Genomic DNA, 16,130 nt, shown 5'->3' with positions numbered 1-16,130 from the left:
TGACTCTGCGCGCCGCCTTGTTGTGGTATCAAGGGCGGCTTTTTTAAGCGCTTTCAACTCTCGCAGTGCCAATGCAGTGCAAAGGATCTGACTTTCATGGGTGACATCGCCAGAGAAATCTTGCCCGTCAATATTGAAGACGAGCTTAAACAGTCGTACCTCGACTACGCGATGAGTGTCATTATCGGTCGCGCTCTTCCCGATGTGCGTGACGGCCTCAAGCCTGTTCACCGGCGCGTGCTTTTTGCCATGCACGAGCTGAGCAACGATTGGAATAAACCGTACAAGAAGTCGGCGCGTGTCGTCGGCGATGTCATCGGTAAATACCATCCGCATGGTGATAGTGCGGTGTATGACACTATCGTTCGTATGGCCCAGCACTTTTCCATGCGTCACGTACTGGTGGATGGCCAGGGTAACTTTGGTTCTATTGACGGTGATAACGCGGCCGCCATGCGTTACACCGAGGTGCGCATGGCGCGCCTTGCCCACGAGCTGCTAGCTGACCTGGAAAAAGATACCGTCGATTGGGTCGATAACTACGACGGCACCGAACGTATTCCTGCCGTGCTACCAACCAAAGTTCCTAACCTGTTAATCAATGGGTCATCAGGGATTGCGGTGGGCATGGCGACCAATATCCCGCCCCATAACATGCGGGAAATAATTGATGGTTGTCTGGCGTTAATTGATGATTACACGCTCACCGTTGATGACCTCATGCAGTACATTCCAGGGCCAGATTTCCCTACCGGGGGCATTATCAATGGTCGCGCGGGTATTTTAGATGCTTACCGCACCGGGCGTGGGCGTATCTATGTGCGTGCCTGCCATACGATTGAGCATGATGATAAGAGTGGTCGAGATCACATTATTATCACTGAACTGCCTTACCAGGTGAATAAAGCGCGATTGATCGAGAAAATCGCTGAGCTGGTAAAAGAGAAGAAAATCGAGGGTATTGCTGAACTCCGCGATGAGTCGGATAAAGACGGCCTGCGCGTGGTGATTGAGATCAAACGCGGCGAGTCAGGTGATGTCGTCGTCAACAACTTGTTTGCGCAAACACAATTGCAAAATGTGTTTGGGATTAACATGGTGGCGCTGGAGAACGGCCAGCCACGCACTCTTAACCTCAAAGAGATGCTTGAGGCGTTTATTCGCCATCGCCGTGAAGTTGTTACTCGCCGTACCTTGTATGAGTTGAAAAAAGCCCGTGAACGTGGCCATTTGTTGGAGGGTTTGGCAGTTGCCATCTCCAATATTGATGAAGTGATCGAGCTGATTAAGGCATCTCCCAATGCCTCTGAAGCGCGTGAAAAACTGTTGGCTAAAACGTGGCAGCCCGGACAGGTTACCGCGATGCTGGAACGTGCTGGCGCAACCTCATGCAAGCCTGAAGATCTGGATGAAGGGTTTGGTCTAAATACGGCGGCGACGGAATATCGACTGTCGCCGGCGCAGGCTCAAGCAATTCTAGAGCTTCGTCTGCATCGCCTAACAGGTCTTGAAACCGAGAAGCTGTTAGACGAATACCTGTCGATTCTTGAGAAAATCGCGGAATTTACGACCATCCTGGCGTCTCCAGATCGTCTGATGGAAGTCATCCGAGAAGAGCTGCATGCTGTACGTGAGCAGTATGGCGATGACCGCCGTACGGAAATTCAGGCGAGCCACCTTGATTTGTCGATTGAAGATCTCATCGCTGAAGAAGATATGGTGGTCACTGTTTCCCGCTCAGGCTACGCCAAGACTCAGCCGTTGTCTGATTATCAGGCACAACGCCGTGGTGGGCGAGGTAAGTCAGCCACCGCGATGAAAGATGAAGACGTTATCGAGCACCTGTTGGTCGCATCTACCCATGACACCGTGCTGCTGTTCTCTAACCGAGGCAAGGTGTATTGGCTGAAAGTGTATGAGATGCCGAACGCCAGTCGTGGTTCTCGGGGCAAGCCGCTGGTCAATATGCTGCCGCTTGAAGAAGGCGAAGCCGTCAACGCTATTTTGCCAGTGCGTGATTACGATCCTGAGCACTACATTTTCTTTGCCACGGCGAAAGGTACCGTTAAACGTACCAGTCTTGAGCAATTCTCTCGCCCACGTAGTGTTGGCTTGATTGCCATTGACTTGGAAGAGGGCGACCGTTTGGTTGGGGCTGCTATTACGTCTGGCTCTGATCACGCCATGCTGCTTTCCTCCAACGGTAAGGCGATCCGCTTCGAAGAAGGCAATGTGCGCGCCATGGGCCGTACCGCCCGTGGTGTGCGCGGTATGCGCCTGGCGGGGGATGCTGAAGTTATTAGCTTGATCATTCCTAAGAGCCAGCAAATTGACGCAGAAGATGACGTCGATGTAGATGCTGATACCCAGCTTGTCGCGGCCGAGAATGCTCAAGCGGAAGGACAGATCTATATTCTCACGGCCAGTGAGAATGGTTACGGTAAGCGTACGCGCCTAGAAGAATTCCCGCTGCGTGGTCGTGGTGGGCAGGGCGTTATTGCCATGCAAACCAGCGAGCGTAACGGCGCTCTAGTGGCCGCAATGCAAGTCTATGACAGCGATGAAATGATGCTGATCACTGATCGTGGCACCTTGGTGCGTACTCGGGTTGAAGAAGTGTCAACGACCTCACGAAATACTCAGGGGGTTATGCTGATTCGCCTGGGTAAAGAAGAAAAACTAGTAAAAACTGTCCGTGTGGATGAGCCTGCCGAAATAGATGAGCTTGAGTCAGATAGTTCAGAAACAGACGCTCTAGACACCGGTGCGATTGATACCGATGTCGTCGATAGCGATGCTGTTGATCCCGGCAAGCCAGATAACGCTGACGATGGCGAACAGGAACAGGGAACCGATGACACGTCATTATAACTTTTGTGCAGGGCCAGCGGCCCTGCCTGTTGCCGTGCTTGAACGTGCGCGCAACGAACTGCTGGACTTTCAAGGGCGTGGCTTGTCTGTAATGGAGATGAGTCATCGCAGTGATGAATTTGTCGCTATTGCTGATCGAGCAGAAGCAGACCTGCGTCATTTGCTGGATATTCCCAGTAATTACAAAGTGCTCTTCTTGCAGGGCGGAGCCAGCATGCAGTTTGCGATGCTGCCGATGAATTTGCTTGGACAAGGGGGAAGCGCCAATTTTATCCAAACGGGCATTTGGGGTAAAAAGGCGATTAGTGAAGCCCGGCGGTTAGGGTTTAGCTGCCATATGGCCGCGTGCAGTGAAGTCAATGGTCATACAGCGGTGCCTGATGAACATGCATTGGCGATTAGCAGCGATGCCGCCTATTTGCATTACACCTCAAATGAAACCATCGGTGGCTTAGAGTTCGACTACACGCCAAGGGTGCAACGTGCAGATGGCGCGGATGTACCTTTGGTTTGCGATATGTCGTCGAACATTCTGTCCGGCCCTATTGATGTGACGCAGTTTGGAGTGATTTACGCGGGGGCTCAGAAAAACATTGGCCCGGCTGGCTTAACCTTGGTCGCTATTCGTGATGACTTGCTCGGCAAAGCGCCTAGCTCCATTCCGTCACTGTTTGACTATCAAATGCTTGCGGACGCAGGCTCTATGGTCAACACGCCGCCAACGTTTGCATGGTACTTGGCTGGCCTTGTTTTCCAGTGGTTAAAAGATGACATCGGTGGCTTAGAGGTGATGGATGACATTAACCGGCGCAAAGCTCAGAAGCTTTACGCCGCTATTGATGCCAGTGATTTTTATACTAATCCGATTGCCAGCCGTAACCGTTCCCGCATGAATGTTCCGTTTGTGCTGGCCGACAGCAGTTTAGACAGCGTATTCCTGCAAGAAGCTGACGAGGCGGGGCTTCTTAACCTAAAAGGCCATCGTAGTGTTGGCGGCATGCGTGCGAGTTTATATAACGCGGTGCCTGAAGAGGCCGTTGACGCGCTAATCGCCTTTATGGCGGATTTTGAACAACGAAGAGGCTAACCATCATGTCCGATACGCCAATTAAATTAGACGACTTACGTCAACGTATCGACCAGTTGGATGGCGATATTCTGCGCTTGATTAGTGAGCGCGCCAACTGCGCCCAGCAGGTGGCACACGTTAAGCTTGCTCAAGATAAAGACGCCGTCTTTTATCGTCCTGAGCGGGAGGCGCAGGTGCTGCGCCGCATTATGTCGTTGAATCCTGGCCCGCTAGACTCAGAAGAGATGGCGAGGTTGTTTCGCGAGATTATGTCGGCGTGCCTTGCGCTGGAACAGCCAGTCAAAGTTGCCTACCTAGGCCCAGAGGGTACATTTACCCAGCAGGCGGCGCTTAAGCACTTTGGTGAGAGCGCTGTCAGTATGCCGATGGCAGCGATTGATGAAGTCTTTCGTGAAGTAGAGGCAGGTGCTGTTCATTATGGGGTGGTGCCGGTAGAGAACTCCACCGAAGGGGTTGTCAATCATACGCTTGACACCTTTATGGACTCGTCTATCAAGATCTGCGGTGAAGTGGTGCTACGCATTCACCACCACCTGCTAATTAGTGAAACCACGCGTCGGGATAAGGTCTCACGCATCTATTCCCACCCTCAATCGTTTGGCCAGTGCCGTAAATGGCTTGATGCTCACTATCCCCACGCTGAGCGGGTGCCAGTTTCCTCTAACGCAGAAGCTGCCAAGCTGGTCAAAACAGAGTGGCACAGTGCGGCAATTGCCGGAGATATGGCGGCCAAACTGTATGGTCTAGAGCGCATTGCCGAAAAGATTGAAGATCGCCCTGATAATTCCACGCGCTTTCTGATTATTGGTAATCAAGATGTGCCGATATCTGGCGAGGATAAAACCTCAATTGTTGTCGCTATGCGTAACCAGCCCGGTGCACTGCATGATCTGTTGGAACCGTTCCATCGTCACCGCATTGATTTAACGCGGATCGAAACACGGCCTTCGCGGACTGGTGTTTGGAATTATGTGTTCTTTATCGATTTCAAAGGGCATCGGGATGAGCCGCAGGTAGCGGCAGTGCTCGAAGAAGTAAGACTACGTGCTTCTGAGCTGCGTGTGCTTGGCTCCTATCCTCTAGGCGTGCTGTGACGGAGTGTGCTGTGCAAGCGTTGGCATCTAGCGCTGGCGTTCGGTCATCTTGCCAAGAGTCGCACCTACTGATTGTTGGCCTTGGCTTGATCGGAGGGTCGCTGGCCGCCGCGCTACGGCATTCAGGTTTCAAAGGGCATATTTCAGCGTGTGACTCCAATGCGTCAGAAATCGCCCTGGGAATTGATTTAGGGTTGATAGATCATGGCGGTTCGCAGCTAGCAGAACTGCTTGATGACGTCTCTATGGTGATTTTGGCCGTACCAGTATTGGCCATGCAGAGTGTGATGACCACCCTGGCAGGTTCGCTTCACCGTGCGTCTAAAAACGTGGTGATTACCGATGTGGGCAGCACGAAAGCGACGATCCGTGACTGTGCTGTGCGTGCCTTCGGGGAGGTGCCCCCTTCAGTGGTGCTAGGTCATCCTATTGCAGGCTCTGAAAAAAGTGGTGTTGCTGCAGCAGACTCCGCCCTCTATATCAATCACAAAGTGATACTAACGCCGGAGCCGAATGTCGACGCAGGAGCGCTTGCACGGGTTGAGGCATTATGGCGTGCCACTGGCGCAGACGTACTGCAAATGAGTGTAGAGCGGCACGACCAAGTGTTGGCACGTACCAGTCATTTGCCGCATTTACTGGCATTTTCGTTGGTCGATACGCTGGCACGTCAAGACGAGCGGTTAGAAATTTTTCGCTATGCAGCCGGTGGGTTTCGTGATTTTACCCGAATCGCGGGCAGCGATCCTGTTATGTGGCGAGATATCTTTATTGCCAACCGGGACGCCGTCTTGTCGTCGTTAGATGATTTTGAGGCGGGGCTCGCTCGGCTGCGGAAGGCGGTGGAAAGTGGCGATAGCGATGCCCTTATTGCAACGTTTGATCGTGCCAGTCATGCACGCCATTATTTCGATACGTTATTGAATAAAACCAGCTATCAGGCGGAATATCATATGCAACCACACGGTAAAGTGACTTATCGGGTGCAGCCGGGCGGCCAGGCGCAAGGCCGTCTGCGCGTGCCGGGCGATAAATCAATGTCCCATCGCTCCATTATGCTGGGTGCTCTGGCGGAGGGAGTCACCGAGGTTAAAGGGTTTCTTGAAGGTGAGGACAGTCTTGCAACACTGCAGTCTTTTCGTGAAATGGGTGTTGCCATTGAAGGGCCATATCAGGGGCGGGTTACTATTCATGGCGTAGGGATGCATGGCTTGAAAGCCCCGGCAGGCCCGCTGTACGTGGGTAATTCAGGTACTGCCATGCGCCTGTTTGCGGGATTGTTGGCAGGCCAAGCGTTTGATAGTGAGCTAACCGGTGACGAGTCGTTAACCAAGCGGCCAATGGGGCGTGTTGCTGACCCTCTGCGTTTGATGGGTGCGACTATCGACACCGCTGAAGGTGGCCGCCCGCCACTCAGGATCAAAGGTGGCGCCGCATTGCAGGGTATTTACTACGACATGCCGATGGCCAGTGCGCAGGTGAAATCCTGCTTGCTGTTAGCCGGTATGTACGCCGAAGGTGAAACTCGCGTGCGTGAGCCAGCGCCTACTCGCGATCACACCGAGCGTATGCTGAATGGTTTTGGCTACCAGGTCTCGCGCGAGGGCGATACTTGCTGGCTTCAAGGTGGCGGTAAGCTGACGGCAGGCCCGATTGATGTTCCTTCCGATATTTCTTCTGCCACGTTCTTCCTCGTCGCTGCGGCTATTACGCCAGGGGCTGACATTACCCTTGAGCACGTGGGTATCAACCCTACGCGCGTTGGTGTGATTAACATCCTCAGTCTGATGGGGGCTGACTTAACGCTTGAAAATGAGCATGAGGTAGGCGGTGAGCCGGTGGCGGATATCCGTATTCGCTATGCGCCTTTAAAGGGGATTGATATCCCGGTTGATCAAGTACCGCTTGCCATTGATGAGTTTCCCGCACTGTTTGTCGCGGCTGCTAACGCGCAAGGCAAAACGCGCTTGCGCGGTGCTGAAGAGCTGCGGGTCAAAGAGTCTGATCGAATTCAGGCAATGGCCGATGGGCTGGCGATACTAGGCGTTGAACACACGGTTGTTGAAGATGGCATTGATATTGTTGGCAATGCTGACGATGCCGTGGCGAGCTATGGCGGTGGTCGTATTGATAGCTTAGGTGATCACCGTATTGCCATGGCGTTTGCAATAGCCTCTTTGCGTGCAAGCGATGAGATTGTTATTGATGACTGCGCTAACGTGGCCACCTCTTTCCCTGATTTTGTGACCTTGGCGCAGCGTATCGGTATGCAGGTAAGTGTGGAGGGAGCTAATGCCGATTAACGCCCCTGTGCTAACGATTGACGGACCGGGTGGTGCAGGTAAAGGCACCATCAGTGGGTTGGTCGCCGAACGCCTGGGGTGGCACCTATTAGACAGTGGGGCGCTTTATCGGCTTACTGCTCAGGCAGCTTTAAAGCATGACGTGGCGTTGGATGATGAGGCGTCGTTGGCGTTGCTTGCTGCGCAACTTGATATCGCTTTCCCAGTGCAAGGTGGGCAAACTCAAACGCTTTTAGAAGGTGAAGACGTTTCCCGAGCGATACGCACAGAGCAGGCTGGTGAGTGCGCATCCCGTGTGGCGGCTCTACCGCAAGTTCGTGAAGCATTGCTTCAGCGTCAGCGAGATTTTCAACAACCGCCAGGCCTGGTAGCCGACGGCCGTGATATGGGAACCGTCGTGTTCCCTGATGCGCCATTAAAAATTTTTCTGACTGCAAGTGCGCAGGAGCGGGCTCGGCGTAGGCATCTACAGTTGCAGGAAGCCGGGGTGGATGCTAGTCTATCGAGTCTTTTAAAGGAGATTCAGGCACGCGATGCACGCGATACGCAGCGCAGTGTGGCTCCTCTCAAGCCGGCAGATGATGCCATAACGCTTGATACCACATGCCTGAGCATACCGGAAGTGGTTGATCAGTTGACCGAATTACTAGACCAACGTGGCATAGTAAGCGGCAGTTGATTCTCCCTTGCGGCGTTTTTGGAAAGGTGTCACGACGTGGCAGGGCGATAACTCCATATCAGAGAGCCCGGTCAGGTCTAACCAGCGCTAACACCTCCAGAAGCTGAATGACATTAGGCCCGTACTTGCTGGTGGTACGGAGAAGGCATTTATGCCTCAACAACGTTGATCACGTAGGAAAACCATGAGCGAAAGCTTTGCTGAACTGTTTGAACAGTCTCTTAACGACATCAACATGGAGCCAGGCGCAATTGTCGCGGCTCAGGTTGTCGACATTGACGGTGACTGGGTTACCGTTAACGCTGGTCTGAAATCTGAAGGTCAGATCCCTGCGTCACAATTCCGCGATGAGAACGGTGAACTGACCATCGCTATCGGTGACGACGTGCACGTTGCACTTGAAGCCGTAGAAGATGGCTTCGGTGAAACGCGTCTGTCCCGTGAAAAAGCCAAGCGCGCAGAAGCTTGGAAGATTCTGGAAGCAGCCTTCGAGAAAGACGAAGTCGTCAAGGGCGTGATCAACGGTAAGGTCAAAGGCGGCTTCACCGTCGACGTCGACTCTATCCGTGCCTTCTTGCCGGGCTCTCTGGTTGACGTTCGTCCGGTTCGTGACACTGCGCACCTGGAAAACAAAGAACTAGACTTCAAAGTCATCAAGCTTGACCCGAAGCGCAACAACGTAGTTGTTTCGCGTCGTGCTGTATTGGAAGCTGAAAACAGTGCTGAGCGTGAAGCACTGCTGGCAACCCTGCAGGAAGGTCAGCAAATCAAAGGTATCGTTAAGAACCTGACTGATTACGGTGCCTTCGTTGATCTCGGCGGCGTTGATGGTCTGCTGCACATCACTGATATGGCGTGGAAGCGCATCAAGCATCCGTCCGAAATCGTTGCTGTTGGCGACGAAATCAACGTCAAAGTGCTGAAGTTTGACCGTGAGCGTAACCGCGTATCACTAGGTCTTAAGCAGCTGGGTGAAGATCCTTGGGTCAACATCAAAGACCGTTACCCGGAAGGCACCAAAGTGCACGCAGTTGTCACTAATCTGACTGACTACGGCTGCTTTGCTGAGCTGGAAGAGGGCGTTGAAGGTCTGGTTCACGTTTCAGAAATGGACTGGACTAACAAGAATATCCATCCGTCTAAAGTTGTCCAAGTGGGCGATGATGTTGACGTTATGGTTCTTGACATCGATGAAGAGCGTCGTCGTATTTCTCTGGGTATCAAGCAGTGCACTGCTAACCCATGGGAAACTTTCAACGCTGAATACAACAAGGGCGACCGTGTTTCAGGTACCATCAAGTCAATCACTGACTTCGGTATCTTTATCGGCCTTGAAGGCGGTATTGATGGTCTGGTTCACCTGTCCGATATCTCTTGGACAGAAACTGGCGAAGAAGCCGTCCGTAACTTCAAGAAAGGTGACGAAGCTGAAGCCGTTATTCTTTCAATCGATCCTGAGCGTGAGCGTATCTCCTTAGGTATTAAGCAAATGGATTCCGATCCAGTAGCTGAATATCTGTCGGTTAACGACAAAGGCAGCATCGTTACAGGCCGTATCGTAGAAGTTGATGCCAAAGAAGCACACGTTGAGCTAGCGACTGATGTTGTTGCTATCCTCAAGGCGTCTGAAATCAGTGCTGATCGCATTGAAGATGCCCGTAACGTGCTGAATGAAGGCGATAGCATTGAAGCGCGTATCGTAAGCGTTGATCGTAAGAGCCGTCAGATCAGTCTGTCGGTTAAAGCGAAAGAGCAAGATGATACTCGTCAAAATCTGAAGAAGCTGCGTGATCAAGAGCCGGAAGCGGGTGGTCCGACCACTATCGGTGATCTAATCAAACAGCAGATGGGCCAAGACTAATTAAGTAGTTGATAGTCTTGAAAAACGCCGCCCTAATGGGCGGCGTTTTTTATGAATCTGTATGATATGACATAGATCATTAGCCTATGTTTGACTTGAGTATAAAGCTCGTTTTTATAGTTCCAACTAAGCAATAAAAATCGATTAGTATTTAAGCTAAAATCAACTAGACTATTGTCAGCTAGCGCATTTAAAGCAATAATGTGCGCGCATCCTGAACCCGTGCGTACTGAGTTGATAGATTGATTAACTCGCGCAGTTAAACCTTTGCTAAAAGGAATCCCCATGTCGTTATTAAATGAGTATATTCAAAAGGAACAGCAGCTAAAACAACTGCAAGAAGACTTACAGCGCTTGGAAGGTGATCAGCGCTTGAAAAGCGAGCTTGAATTTAAAGCTAAGCTTGAAGCGTTAATGAACGAGTTTGGTAAGCGTCCTTCTGATGTTATTGCATTGCTGGACCCTAACGCGGATCAGCGCGGATCCAAAGGTGCTGCGGCATCCTCTACGCGTCGTAAGCGTCGTCTGAAGATTTATAAGAACCCGCATACTGGTGAAGTGATTGAAACTCGTGGCGGTAATCATAAAGGCCTGCGTAGCTGGAAAGATGAGCATGGTGATGAAGCCGTCGAATCCTGGCTAGAGCGTATGGAAGACTGAGTCGTTTTAAACCGGCATTTCTAACAAGAAGTGCCGGTTTTTGGTTTGATGAGAGCGGATAAAAAAATTATCCAGACTGGCTAGGCAAATAAAGGTATTCGAAGCTCAATATGATGCGGATGCCATAATACTTGCGGTGCATCACCGCTGATATTTAAACGATTTTTTTCATCCATTAATGCCACTAGCGTTTCAGATATTACATAAGATAATTGCGAAATATTATCGAAGTATATTTTCGCATAGTAGCGTGAAGGAATGTCTACCCGACGGTAGTTGACAGGCAGTGCTAGGTATTCGGCAGTATCTCTATTCTCTAGATAGAGCCCGATATCAGTTCGAGTGTGGTTCGGTGCAGGCTCTTCTACAGCGGCTGTCACTTTCTCTGTTAAAAGGTCTGGCAATACCATGGTTGGGGTGGATGCCTCTAGTTGGGCTTGTAGGTGGTCTAAATGGTTAGCGTGATACTTTTTGTTGCCTAGCCCAGGAATGTGGTCTGGTGCTTGGTACAAGCGCATTAAAACCACATGTGCGGGACGGTTTCTTTCAATGCTGATTGTGAATTTTTTGTCAGGTCTGTTCAGAAGATACAGGCTGCTTATCGCTTGACGGTATTCGCGGGGTGACAGCCGGTAGCGGCGCTGAAATGCACGTGAAAAAGAAGAGTGATTAGTATATCCACAACGAATAGCGATTTGCGCTATATTTTGTGAGGTGAGTGAAAGTAAGACAGCGGCTCGCTCAAGACGCCTTTTTTCACGGTAAGCACTAGGTGAAATGTTGAAACAGTGGCGGAACTGTCGGCGTATTTGTGATGCTGAGTATCCTAAGTGATTAGCAAGGTCTTCGATTCCAAGCGGCTTATCGAGAGTGTCTTGCAGCCAGATCTCAGCTCGCATCATTGCATTGAACATTATCTGGCCTCCTATGCTTAAGTCGTACAGGTCGCGCTACTCATCTCACCTGTAATGCACCATCCCGGTGCTTGCGTTGCTAGTGATCTAATAGGCGATTAACATTGCTGCTTGCCTACTAGATGAATTTGCCGCTATATGCGCCACCTTAGGTTGCTTAACTGGGCGTTTTTGCTCTGCCAGTAGGAGCATCCTGTTTTATATCGGGAGCAGCTTATTTATTACTAAGTTGTGATGCCTTTATGCTGGGAAGAAAGAGCAAAGGCAAGTTTGCTCAGAGGCTTTACGCGTTTGGGCACAGTTTTGTCGGAAAAAGGTCTGTTTCAGCAGACTTGTCATCCATTTCAAGTAAGGTGTAAATGAAACATCGATGAAATATCAAAAAGTTCAAAAACAGCTAGATGAGCGTGAAAAGCTACGTAAGTTTCGTGAGCTGGATGATGCCTTCGCGCAGGCGCTGCGCCAGTTAGAAGATCCTAACAGCGATTTCAATATTCCAACGGGGCCGCCAGTACGTTCAATTGCTGCGTTGGAAGCTGAGGATCAAGCTGCAGACGAAGCGGCACACTCTCATGAGCAAGAGCGTCTGTTTGATCAACGCTTAAAAGTGCTGATTGGCGAATATGATTTGTCGGAGCGAGATGTAAGCGAGGTCATACACGCGCTGCTGGAGTCTAAGCGGTGGAAGCTTGATGACGTGCCAGTAGCGGGTAAATAATGCGACGTTATGAGATGAGGTAACTCGTTAGCGATACCGATAGATGCGTAAGCTAGGTAAATATACGTCATCTTCTAGTTTTTCGTCGCGCCGCTTAGCTCTTGTGCGAGTCGTTGGAGGCATTTCTGCTGGGGCTTTGAGATGTGGTAATCGCCCTTCATTAGCAGGCACAATTAGCGGCATTGCAATATTAAGTGCTCGTCGCGTGTGCCCATCCGCAAGCGGTTCGACAAAAAACAGATTCGCGCGCATTAAAGGGGCTTGGGTTTGTACCTGCGCCAATATTTCTCCACTTGGAATGCTGGCGAGCTTGCGTAGCTGTATACGAATATGTGGTGCATCGCTGTCTAGTTGTAATAATTTTTGCTCAGCCTCTTGAACACTAACGCGTTTGATTGAGCGACCGCTGCTGTACCACGCTAGCCTAACTCTAGACACCGGCGCAGGGGCAATGGGGAGTTGTCGCCAGCACTGTTTCAAGTGGAGTCTTGCAAATCCGCTTTTACGCAGTATGTCGTCGATATGTGGGTGCCTGCTCGGTAAACGAGACTTGGCATCGCTCAACGCGTTTGGATGAGACTGCTTAATGCGCGCGAGTAAATCGCTGATACGTGCTTTTGCGTGGTTAATTTGATGGCACGCTGCTAATAAATCATCGTTAGCGGCGATGACCGCGATGTAGTTACGCGTTTCGCGGCCATCCTGTCCCTGCTGATGCCACATGTCCAGCAGTGCTTCCCTCAGCCAAATAGAATCGTTCGCGTCAGGCTGGAACCGCCAAGTAGGTGGTGGGCTAAATTCGTAGAGCGCTGCAGCCCGCTCAATGGTGGCTACCAGTTGATCAAAGTGGGCATCAAGTTCATGCAGTAGATGATATAGAGGCAGCGTGGCGTCAGTCATGTTGGGCGAGCCTTTAAGAAAGCGGTGCGTCTCTATCTGCTTGAGCAAGCAGGGTATCTAAGTCCGCCTCATCCATGGCGGACTCACCTGCAATGCGATGTGACTCTTCCGCCCAGGCGCCCAAATCAAGCAGTTGGCAACGTTTGCTACAAAAAGGGCGATAAGTACTTTCTGGCCCCCAGATAACTTTCTTGCCACATTGGGGGCAAGCAACCTCTAGCGGTGAATCATTTGCCGGTGTGGGCATGACAAACTCCTGTTTCAAAAGTACGTCTCAAGTACGTCGTTAAGTGCACTCGGCGCGATAACGACGATCCAGTTGGATGACCTGGCGCGTCATATTCGCATGGTCACCACTGTTGTCGATGACATCATTGCCTTTAGCAAGGCGTTCTTCGCGTGGAAGTTGGGCGGCGAGGATAGCACGCACCTGGGATTCACTCACCCCATCTCGGGCAAGCGTACGCGCTAATTGCAGCGATTCGGGCACATCAATGACTAACGTACGATTAACCAACTTATCTTGGCCAGACTCAAAAAGCAGAGGAGACACTAATAACACATAAGGCGACTGTGCCTGCAGGCGGTCTAGATGCAAAAGCAGGCGCTCGCGTATTCTGGGATGAGTAACAGACTCTAACCACTGCCGTTGCGCAGGATCTTCAAAAATGATGCTACGCAGTGCTGACCTGTTCAGTGTCCCGTCGAGGTTCAATACGTCGCTGCCAAAGTGTTCGGCAATAGCGGCTAGCGCGGGTTCGCCAACGGCAACGACTTCTCTCGCGACATCATCGGCATCTACCCAGCCAATCCCCAGTTCTTCAAATGCACGGGCAACGGTTGACTTTCCCGAGCCTATACCGCCTGTTAGTCCAATGATCATGCATGCTCCCCATAGAATTGAATCAAAATCGGCGTTAGGCTTAATACAGCAACGACGTATAGAGTGTCATTAACTCGTTGCCTACCAGTATGCAAATCCAGCCCGCCAGCGCAAGAAAGGGGCCAAAGGGGAGAGGTTGGCCGCGTAACCGGGGATAAATAGCTTGAGCGGCTAATCCTATGATTGCGCCAATACCTGCAGATAAAATAAGCAGTAGCGGTAACATGCTCCAACCTACCCAGGCACCAAGCGCAGCGAGTAATTTGAAATCCCCAAACCCCATGCCTTCTTTGCCAGTTATGAGCTTAAATACCCAGTAAAAGCTCCATAGCACAAGATAGCCCGCCATTGCGCCGATGACAGCGCCAGGGAGCAGCAGGGGCTGAAAGAACAGTTGGTAAGCTAAGCCAGCCCATAACAACGGTAGGGTCAACATATCAGGGAGTAAATAGGTTCGAAAGTCGATCACTGCCAAAGCCAGTAGTGTTACACAAGCGCCATAGATAAACATTGCGCTTAGCGTCGGGCCATGCAAAGCCACAACGACCACAGCAAGTAGTCCGCCCATCAGCTCAACGAATGGGTACTGTACACTGATGGAGGTTTGGCAATGGGCGCATTTTCCCCTTCTTTTTAGCCAGCCGATTAAGGGTAGGTTATCGTGCCAAGCAATGGGTTGTTCGCAGCGTGGACACATTGACCTTGGAGTAGCAAGGTTAAAGCGGGGGGGTGTTTCGTCGGCCAGTTCAAGAGAGGCGCGTGCTTCATTACGCCAACGGCGCATTAGCATAACGGGTAAACGGGTGATGACAACGTTGAGAAAACTGCCAAAGCAGAGGCCGATCAGTAAAGCAAAAAAGAGGTAAAAGCTTGATGATAAACCCATGGTATTCCAATTGTTGGGGAAGTGCGTGTGAACGGTTTATTTATAGTGCGGTGCCAATTTCAAAAATAGGCAAATACATGGAGACTACAACGCCGCCCACTAGTGCGCCAAGGACAACGATAATAATCGGTTCCATTAACGAGGTCAGGGCGTCTACTTTATTATCCACTTCTTCTTCGTAGTAATCGGCGACTCGGTTAAGCATGGCATCTAGTGAGCCGGCTTCCTCACCAATACTCACCATTTGAACTGCCAGCGCTGGAAAGCGGTTGGTCATACGCATGGCGAAATGCAGCTGTTGTCCAGTAGTGACATCTTGGCGCACTTCATTAATCGCTCTGATATACACGCGATTATCCGATGCACCTGCGGCAGTTTCGAGCCCTTCAATAAGTGGCACGCCTGAAGTAAAGGTAGTCGCTAAGGTGCGTGTGAATCGTGAGACAGCCGATTTGTGTAAAATATCGCCAAGGATAGGCAGGTGAAGCATCATGCTGTCTAACCGATAAGCGACGCGTGGTGAGCGTCGCGCTGCAGCTTTCAGCAGCATGATACTGCCGATTAGTGTACCCGTTGCTTGTAACCAGTACTTTTGGGCCATGTCCGATAAGTTAACCGTAAACTGAGTGAGCGCTGGCAGTTCTGCGCCAAAACCTTGAAACATACTCTCAAATTCAGGCACGACTTTGATGAGTAGTAACATGGTAACGGCAACACCAATGATCATCACCGTAGTGGGGTACCAGAGCGCTTTTTTGACACGATTTTTGAGTGATTCAACTTTCTCTTTATAACTGGCTACCCGCTCCAGCATCTGGTCAAGCGCACCAGCCTGCTCTCCTGCGTCGACCAGGCTAACGAACAGGCGGTCAAACTGTTTGGGGTGTTTTGCCATGGCGCTGGAAAGGCTATCGCCCGAAGAGACGTCTTCCATGATTTTCTGGGTTAGGGCTACCATCGCGGGTTTTTTTAGGCTTTCAGAAACGGCTTGTAACGCCTGAAGAATAGGGATACCTGCTCGCACCATGGTGGCCATTTGCCGTGCAAAAATCATGATGTCGACGTTGGATACCTTGCTGCGACCACTAAAGCTGCTACGTTTTTGGATTTTTGTGGCGACAATACGCTGCTTAGCCAGTTGTTCAATGATTTCGGGTTTGGTGCGGCCAATCAACTCACCGCGCATGGCTCGATCTTGCGGCCCTTTACCTTCCCACTTCCAGCGGTGTAGCGGCGTTGGCTTGGTGCGATATGCTTTAGCGTTGGCCATG

At 51.1% G+C, this 16,130-nt stretch carries 14 protein-coding genes; 8 read left to right on the top strand and 6 right to left on the bottom strand.

The genetic code is table 11. The features are described 5' to 3' along the window. Nucleotides 1–96 precede the first annotated feature (96 nt). From gyrA to NF683_RS17815, 7 genes are all read left to right on the top strand, one after another. The gene (gene gyrA / locus NF683_RS17845) at nucleotides 97–2,871 is read left to right on the top strand and encodes a DNA gyrase subunit A (protein WP_089038446.1); all 2,775 of its coding nucleotides are present in this window, start codon (nucleotides 97–99) and stop codon (nucleotides 2,869–2,871) included. Continuing rightward, nucleotides 2,855–3,958, top strand: a complete 1,104-nt coding sequence (gene serC / locus NF683_RS17840) for a 3-phosphoserine/phosphohydroxythreonine transaminase (RefSeq protein ID WP_089038445.1) — start codon at nucleotides 2,855–2,857, stop codon at nucleotides 3,956–3,958. The genes gyrA and serC overlap by 17 nt, the downstream gene beginning before the upstream one ends. A gap of 5 nt (nucleotides 3,959–3,963) precedes the next feature. Then, entirely contained in the window at nucleotides 3,964–5,055 is a 1,092-nt protein-coding gene (gene pheA / locus NF683_RS17835; RefSeq protein WP_089038444.1) for a prephenate dehydratase, read from the top strand. A gap of 11 nt (nucleotides 5,056–5,066) precedes the next feature. Further along, a complete protein-coding gene (locus NF683_RS17830) occupies nucleotides 5,067–7,358 on the top strand; it encodes a bifunctional prephenate dehydrogenase/3-phosphoshikimate 1-carboxyvinyltransferase (protein WP_253920603.1) in 2,292 nt (763 codons plus the stop codon). Beyond that, nucleotides 7,348–8,037, top strand: a complete 690-nt coding sequence (cmk, locus tag NF683_RS17825; protein ID WP_253920601.1) for a (d)CMP kinase — start codon at nucleotides 7,348–7,350, stop codon at nucleotides 8,035–8,037. The genes NF683_RS17830 and cmk overlap by 11 nt, the downstream gene beginning before the upstream one ends. A gap of 184 nt (nucleotides 8,038–8,221) precedes the next feature. Beyond that, nucleotides 8,222–9,898: a 30S ribosomal protein S1 gene (gene rpsA / locus NF683_RS17820; RefSeq protein ID WP_089038441.1), complete on the top strand. Its 1,677-nt coding sequence runs from the start codon at nucleotides 8,222–8,224 to the stop codon at nucleotides 9,896–9,898. Nucleotides 9,899–10,183: 285 nt separating this feature from the next. Next, nucleotides 10,184–10,558, top strand: coding sequence for a histone-like nucleoid-structuring protein, MvaT/MvaU family (locus tag NF683_RS17815; protein ID WP_009724762.1), 375 nt, complete (start codon nucleotides 10,184–10,186; stop codon nucleotides 10,556–10,558). Nucleotides 10,559–10,638: 80 nt separating this feature from the next. On the opposite strand, the gene NF683_RS17810 is transcribed toward NF683_RS17815, so the two are convergent. Continuing rightward, nucleotides 10,639–11,472 carry a helix-turn-helix transcriptional regulator gene (locus NF683_RS17810; RefSeq protein WP_253920600.1) on the bottom strand — a complete coding sequence of 278 codons (834 nt, stop codon included), beginning with the start codon at nucleotides 11,470–11,472 and terminating at the stop codon, nucleotides 10,639–10,641. A 370-nt stretch (nucleotides 11,473–11,842) separates the two neighbouring features. Between NF683_RS17810 and NF683_RS17805 the strand changes: the two genes are divergently transcribed. Continuing rightward, the gene (locus tag NF683_RS17805) at nucleotides 11,843–12,190 is read left to right on the top strand and encodes a hypothetical protein (protein ID WP_253920599.1); all 348 of its coding nucleotides are present in this window, start codon (nucleotides 11,843–11,845) and stop codon (nucleotides 12,188–12,190) included. A gap of 27 nt (nucleotides 12,191–12,217) precedes the next feature. Here the strand turns inward: NF683_RS17805 and NF683_RS17800 are convergent, their stop codons facing one another. From NF683_RS17800 to NF683_RS17780, 5 genes are read right to left on the bottom strand one after another with little or no spacing between them, the layout of a single operon-like run. After that, nucleotides 12,218–13,090 carry a DNA replication terminus site-binding protein gene (locus NF683_RS17800; protein ID WP_089038439.1) on the bottom strand — a complete coding sequence of 291 codons (873 nt, stop codon included), beginning with the start codon at nucleotides 13,088–13,090 and terminating at the stop codon, nucleotides 12,218–12,220. A 13-nt stretch (nucleotides 13,091–13,103) separates the two neighbouring features. Continuing rightward, a complete protein-coding gene (yacG, locus tag NF683_RS17795; protein ID WP_083004574.1) occupies nucleotides 13,104–13,337 on the bottom strand; it encodes a DNA gyrase inhibitor YacG in 234 nt (77 codons plus the stop codon). A 39-nt stretch (nucleotides 13,338–13,376) separates the two neighbouring features. Beyond that, nucleotides 13,377–13,973, bottom strand: a complete 597-nt coding sequence (coaE, locus tag NF683_RS17790; RefSeq protein WP_089038438.1) for a dephospho-CoA kinase — start codon at nucleotides 13,971–13,973, stop codon at nucleotides 13,377–13,379. Between the two features lie 40 nt (nucleotides 13,974–14,013). Further along, entirely contained in the window at nucleotides 14,014–14,859 is an 846-nt protein-coding gene (locus tag NF683_RS17785; RefSeq protein ID WP_253920598.1) for a prepilin peptidase, read from the bottom strand. Nucleotides 14,860–14,899: 40 nt separating this feature from the next. Next, the gene (locus tag NF683_RS17780; RefSeq protein ID WP_089038436.1) at nucleotides 14,900–16,129 is read right to left on the bottom strand and encodes a type II secretion system F family protein; all 1,230 of its coding nucleotides are present in this window, start codon (nucleotides 16,127–16,129) and stop codon (nucleotides 14,900–14,902) included. Nucleotide 16,130: the final 1 nt, after the last annotated feature.

Origin of the sequence: Halomonas sp. MS1, from assembly GCF_024182575.1 — a bacterium.
Taxonomy (GTDB): Bacteria; Pseudomonadota; Gammaproteobacteria; order Pseudomonadales; family Halomonadaceae; genus Vreelandella.
Note: the sequence above shows the minus strand (reverse complement) of the source record. Positions and strands in the feature narration are given on the sequence as shown.

Excerpts from the sequence above, each read along its gene's own strand:
- gyrA (WP_089038446.1), top strand. The coding sequence starts at position 97 with ATGGGTGACATCGCCAGAGAAATCTTGCCCGTCAATATTGAAGACGAG.
- serC (WP_089038445.1), top strand. The coding sequence starts at position 2,855 with ATGACACGTCATTATAACTTTTGTGCAGGGCCAGCGGCCCTGCCTGTT.
- pheA (WP_089038444.1), top strand. The coding sequence starts at position 3,964 with ATGTCCGATACGCCAATTAAATTAGACGACTTACGTCAACGTATCGAC.
- cmk (WP_253920601.1), top strand. The coding sequence starts at position 7,348 with ATGCCGATTAACGCCCCTGTGCTAACGATTGACGGACCGGGTGGTGCA.
- rpsA (WP_089038441.1), top strand. The coding sequence starts at position 8,222 with ATGAGCGAAAGCTTTGCTGAACTGTTTGAACAGTCTCTTAACGACATC.
- NF683_RS17815 (WP_009724762.1), top strand. The coding sequence starts at position 10,184 with ATGTCGTTATTAAATGAGTATATTCAAAAGGAACAGCAGCTAAAACAA.
- NF683_RS17810 (WP_253920600.1), bottom strand. The coding sequence starts at position 11,472 with ATGTTCAATGCAATGATGCGAGCTGAGATCTGGCTGCAAGACACTCTC.
- NF683_RS17805 (WP_253920599.1), top strand. The coding sequence starts at position 11,843 with ATGAAATATCAAAAAGTTCAAAAACAGCTAGATGAGCGTGAAAAGCTA.
- NF683_RS17800 (WP_089038439.1), bottom strand. The coding sequence starts at position 13,090 with ATGACTGACGCCACGCTGCCTCTATATCATCTACTGCATGAACTTGAT.
- yacG (WP_083004574.1), bottom strand. The coding sequence starts at position 13,337 with ATGCCCACACCGGCAAATGATTCACCGCTAGAGGTTGCTTGCCCCCAA.
- coaE (WP_089038438.1), bottom strand. The coding sequence starts at position 13,973 with ATGATCATTGGACTAACAGGCGGTATAGGCTCGGGAAAGTCAACCGTT.
- NF683_RS17785 (WP_253920598.1), bottom strand. The coding sequence starts at position 14,859 with ATGGGTTTATCATCAAGCTTTTACCTCTTTTTTGCTTTACTGATCGGC.
- NF683_RS17780 (WP_089038436.1), bottom strand. The coding sequence starts at position 16,129 with ATGGCCAACGCTAAAGCATATCGCACCAAGCCAACGCCGCTACACCGC.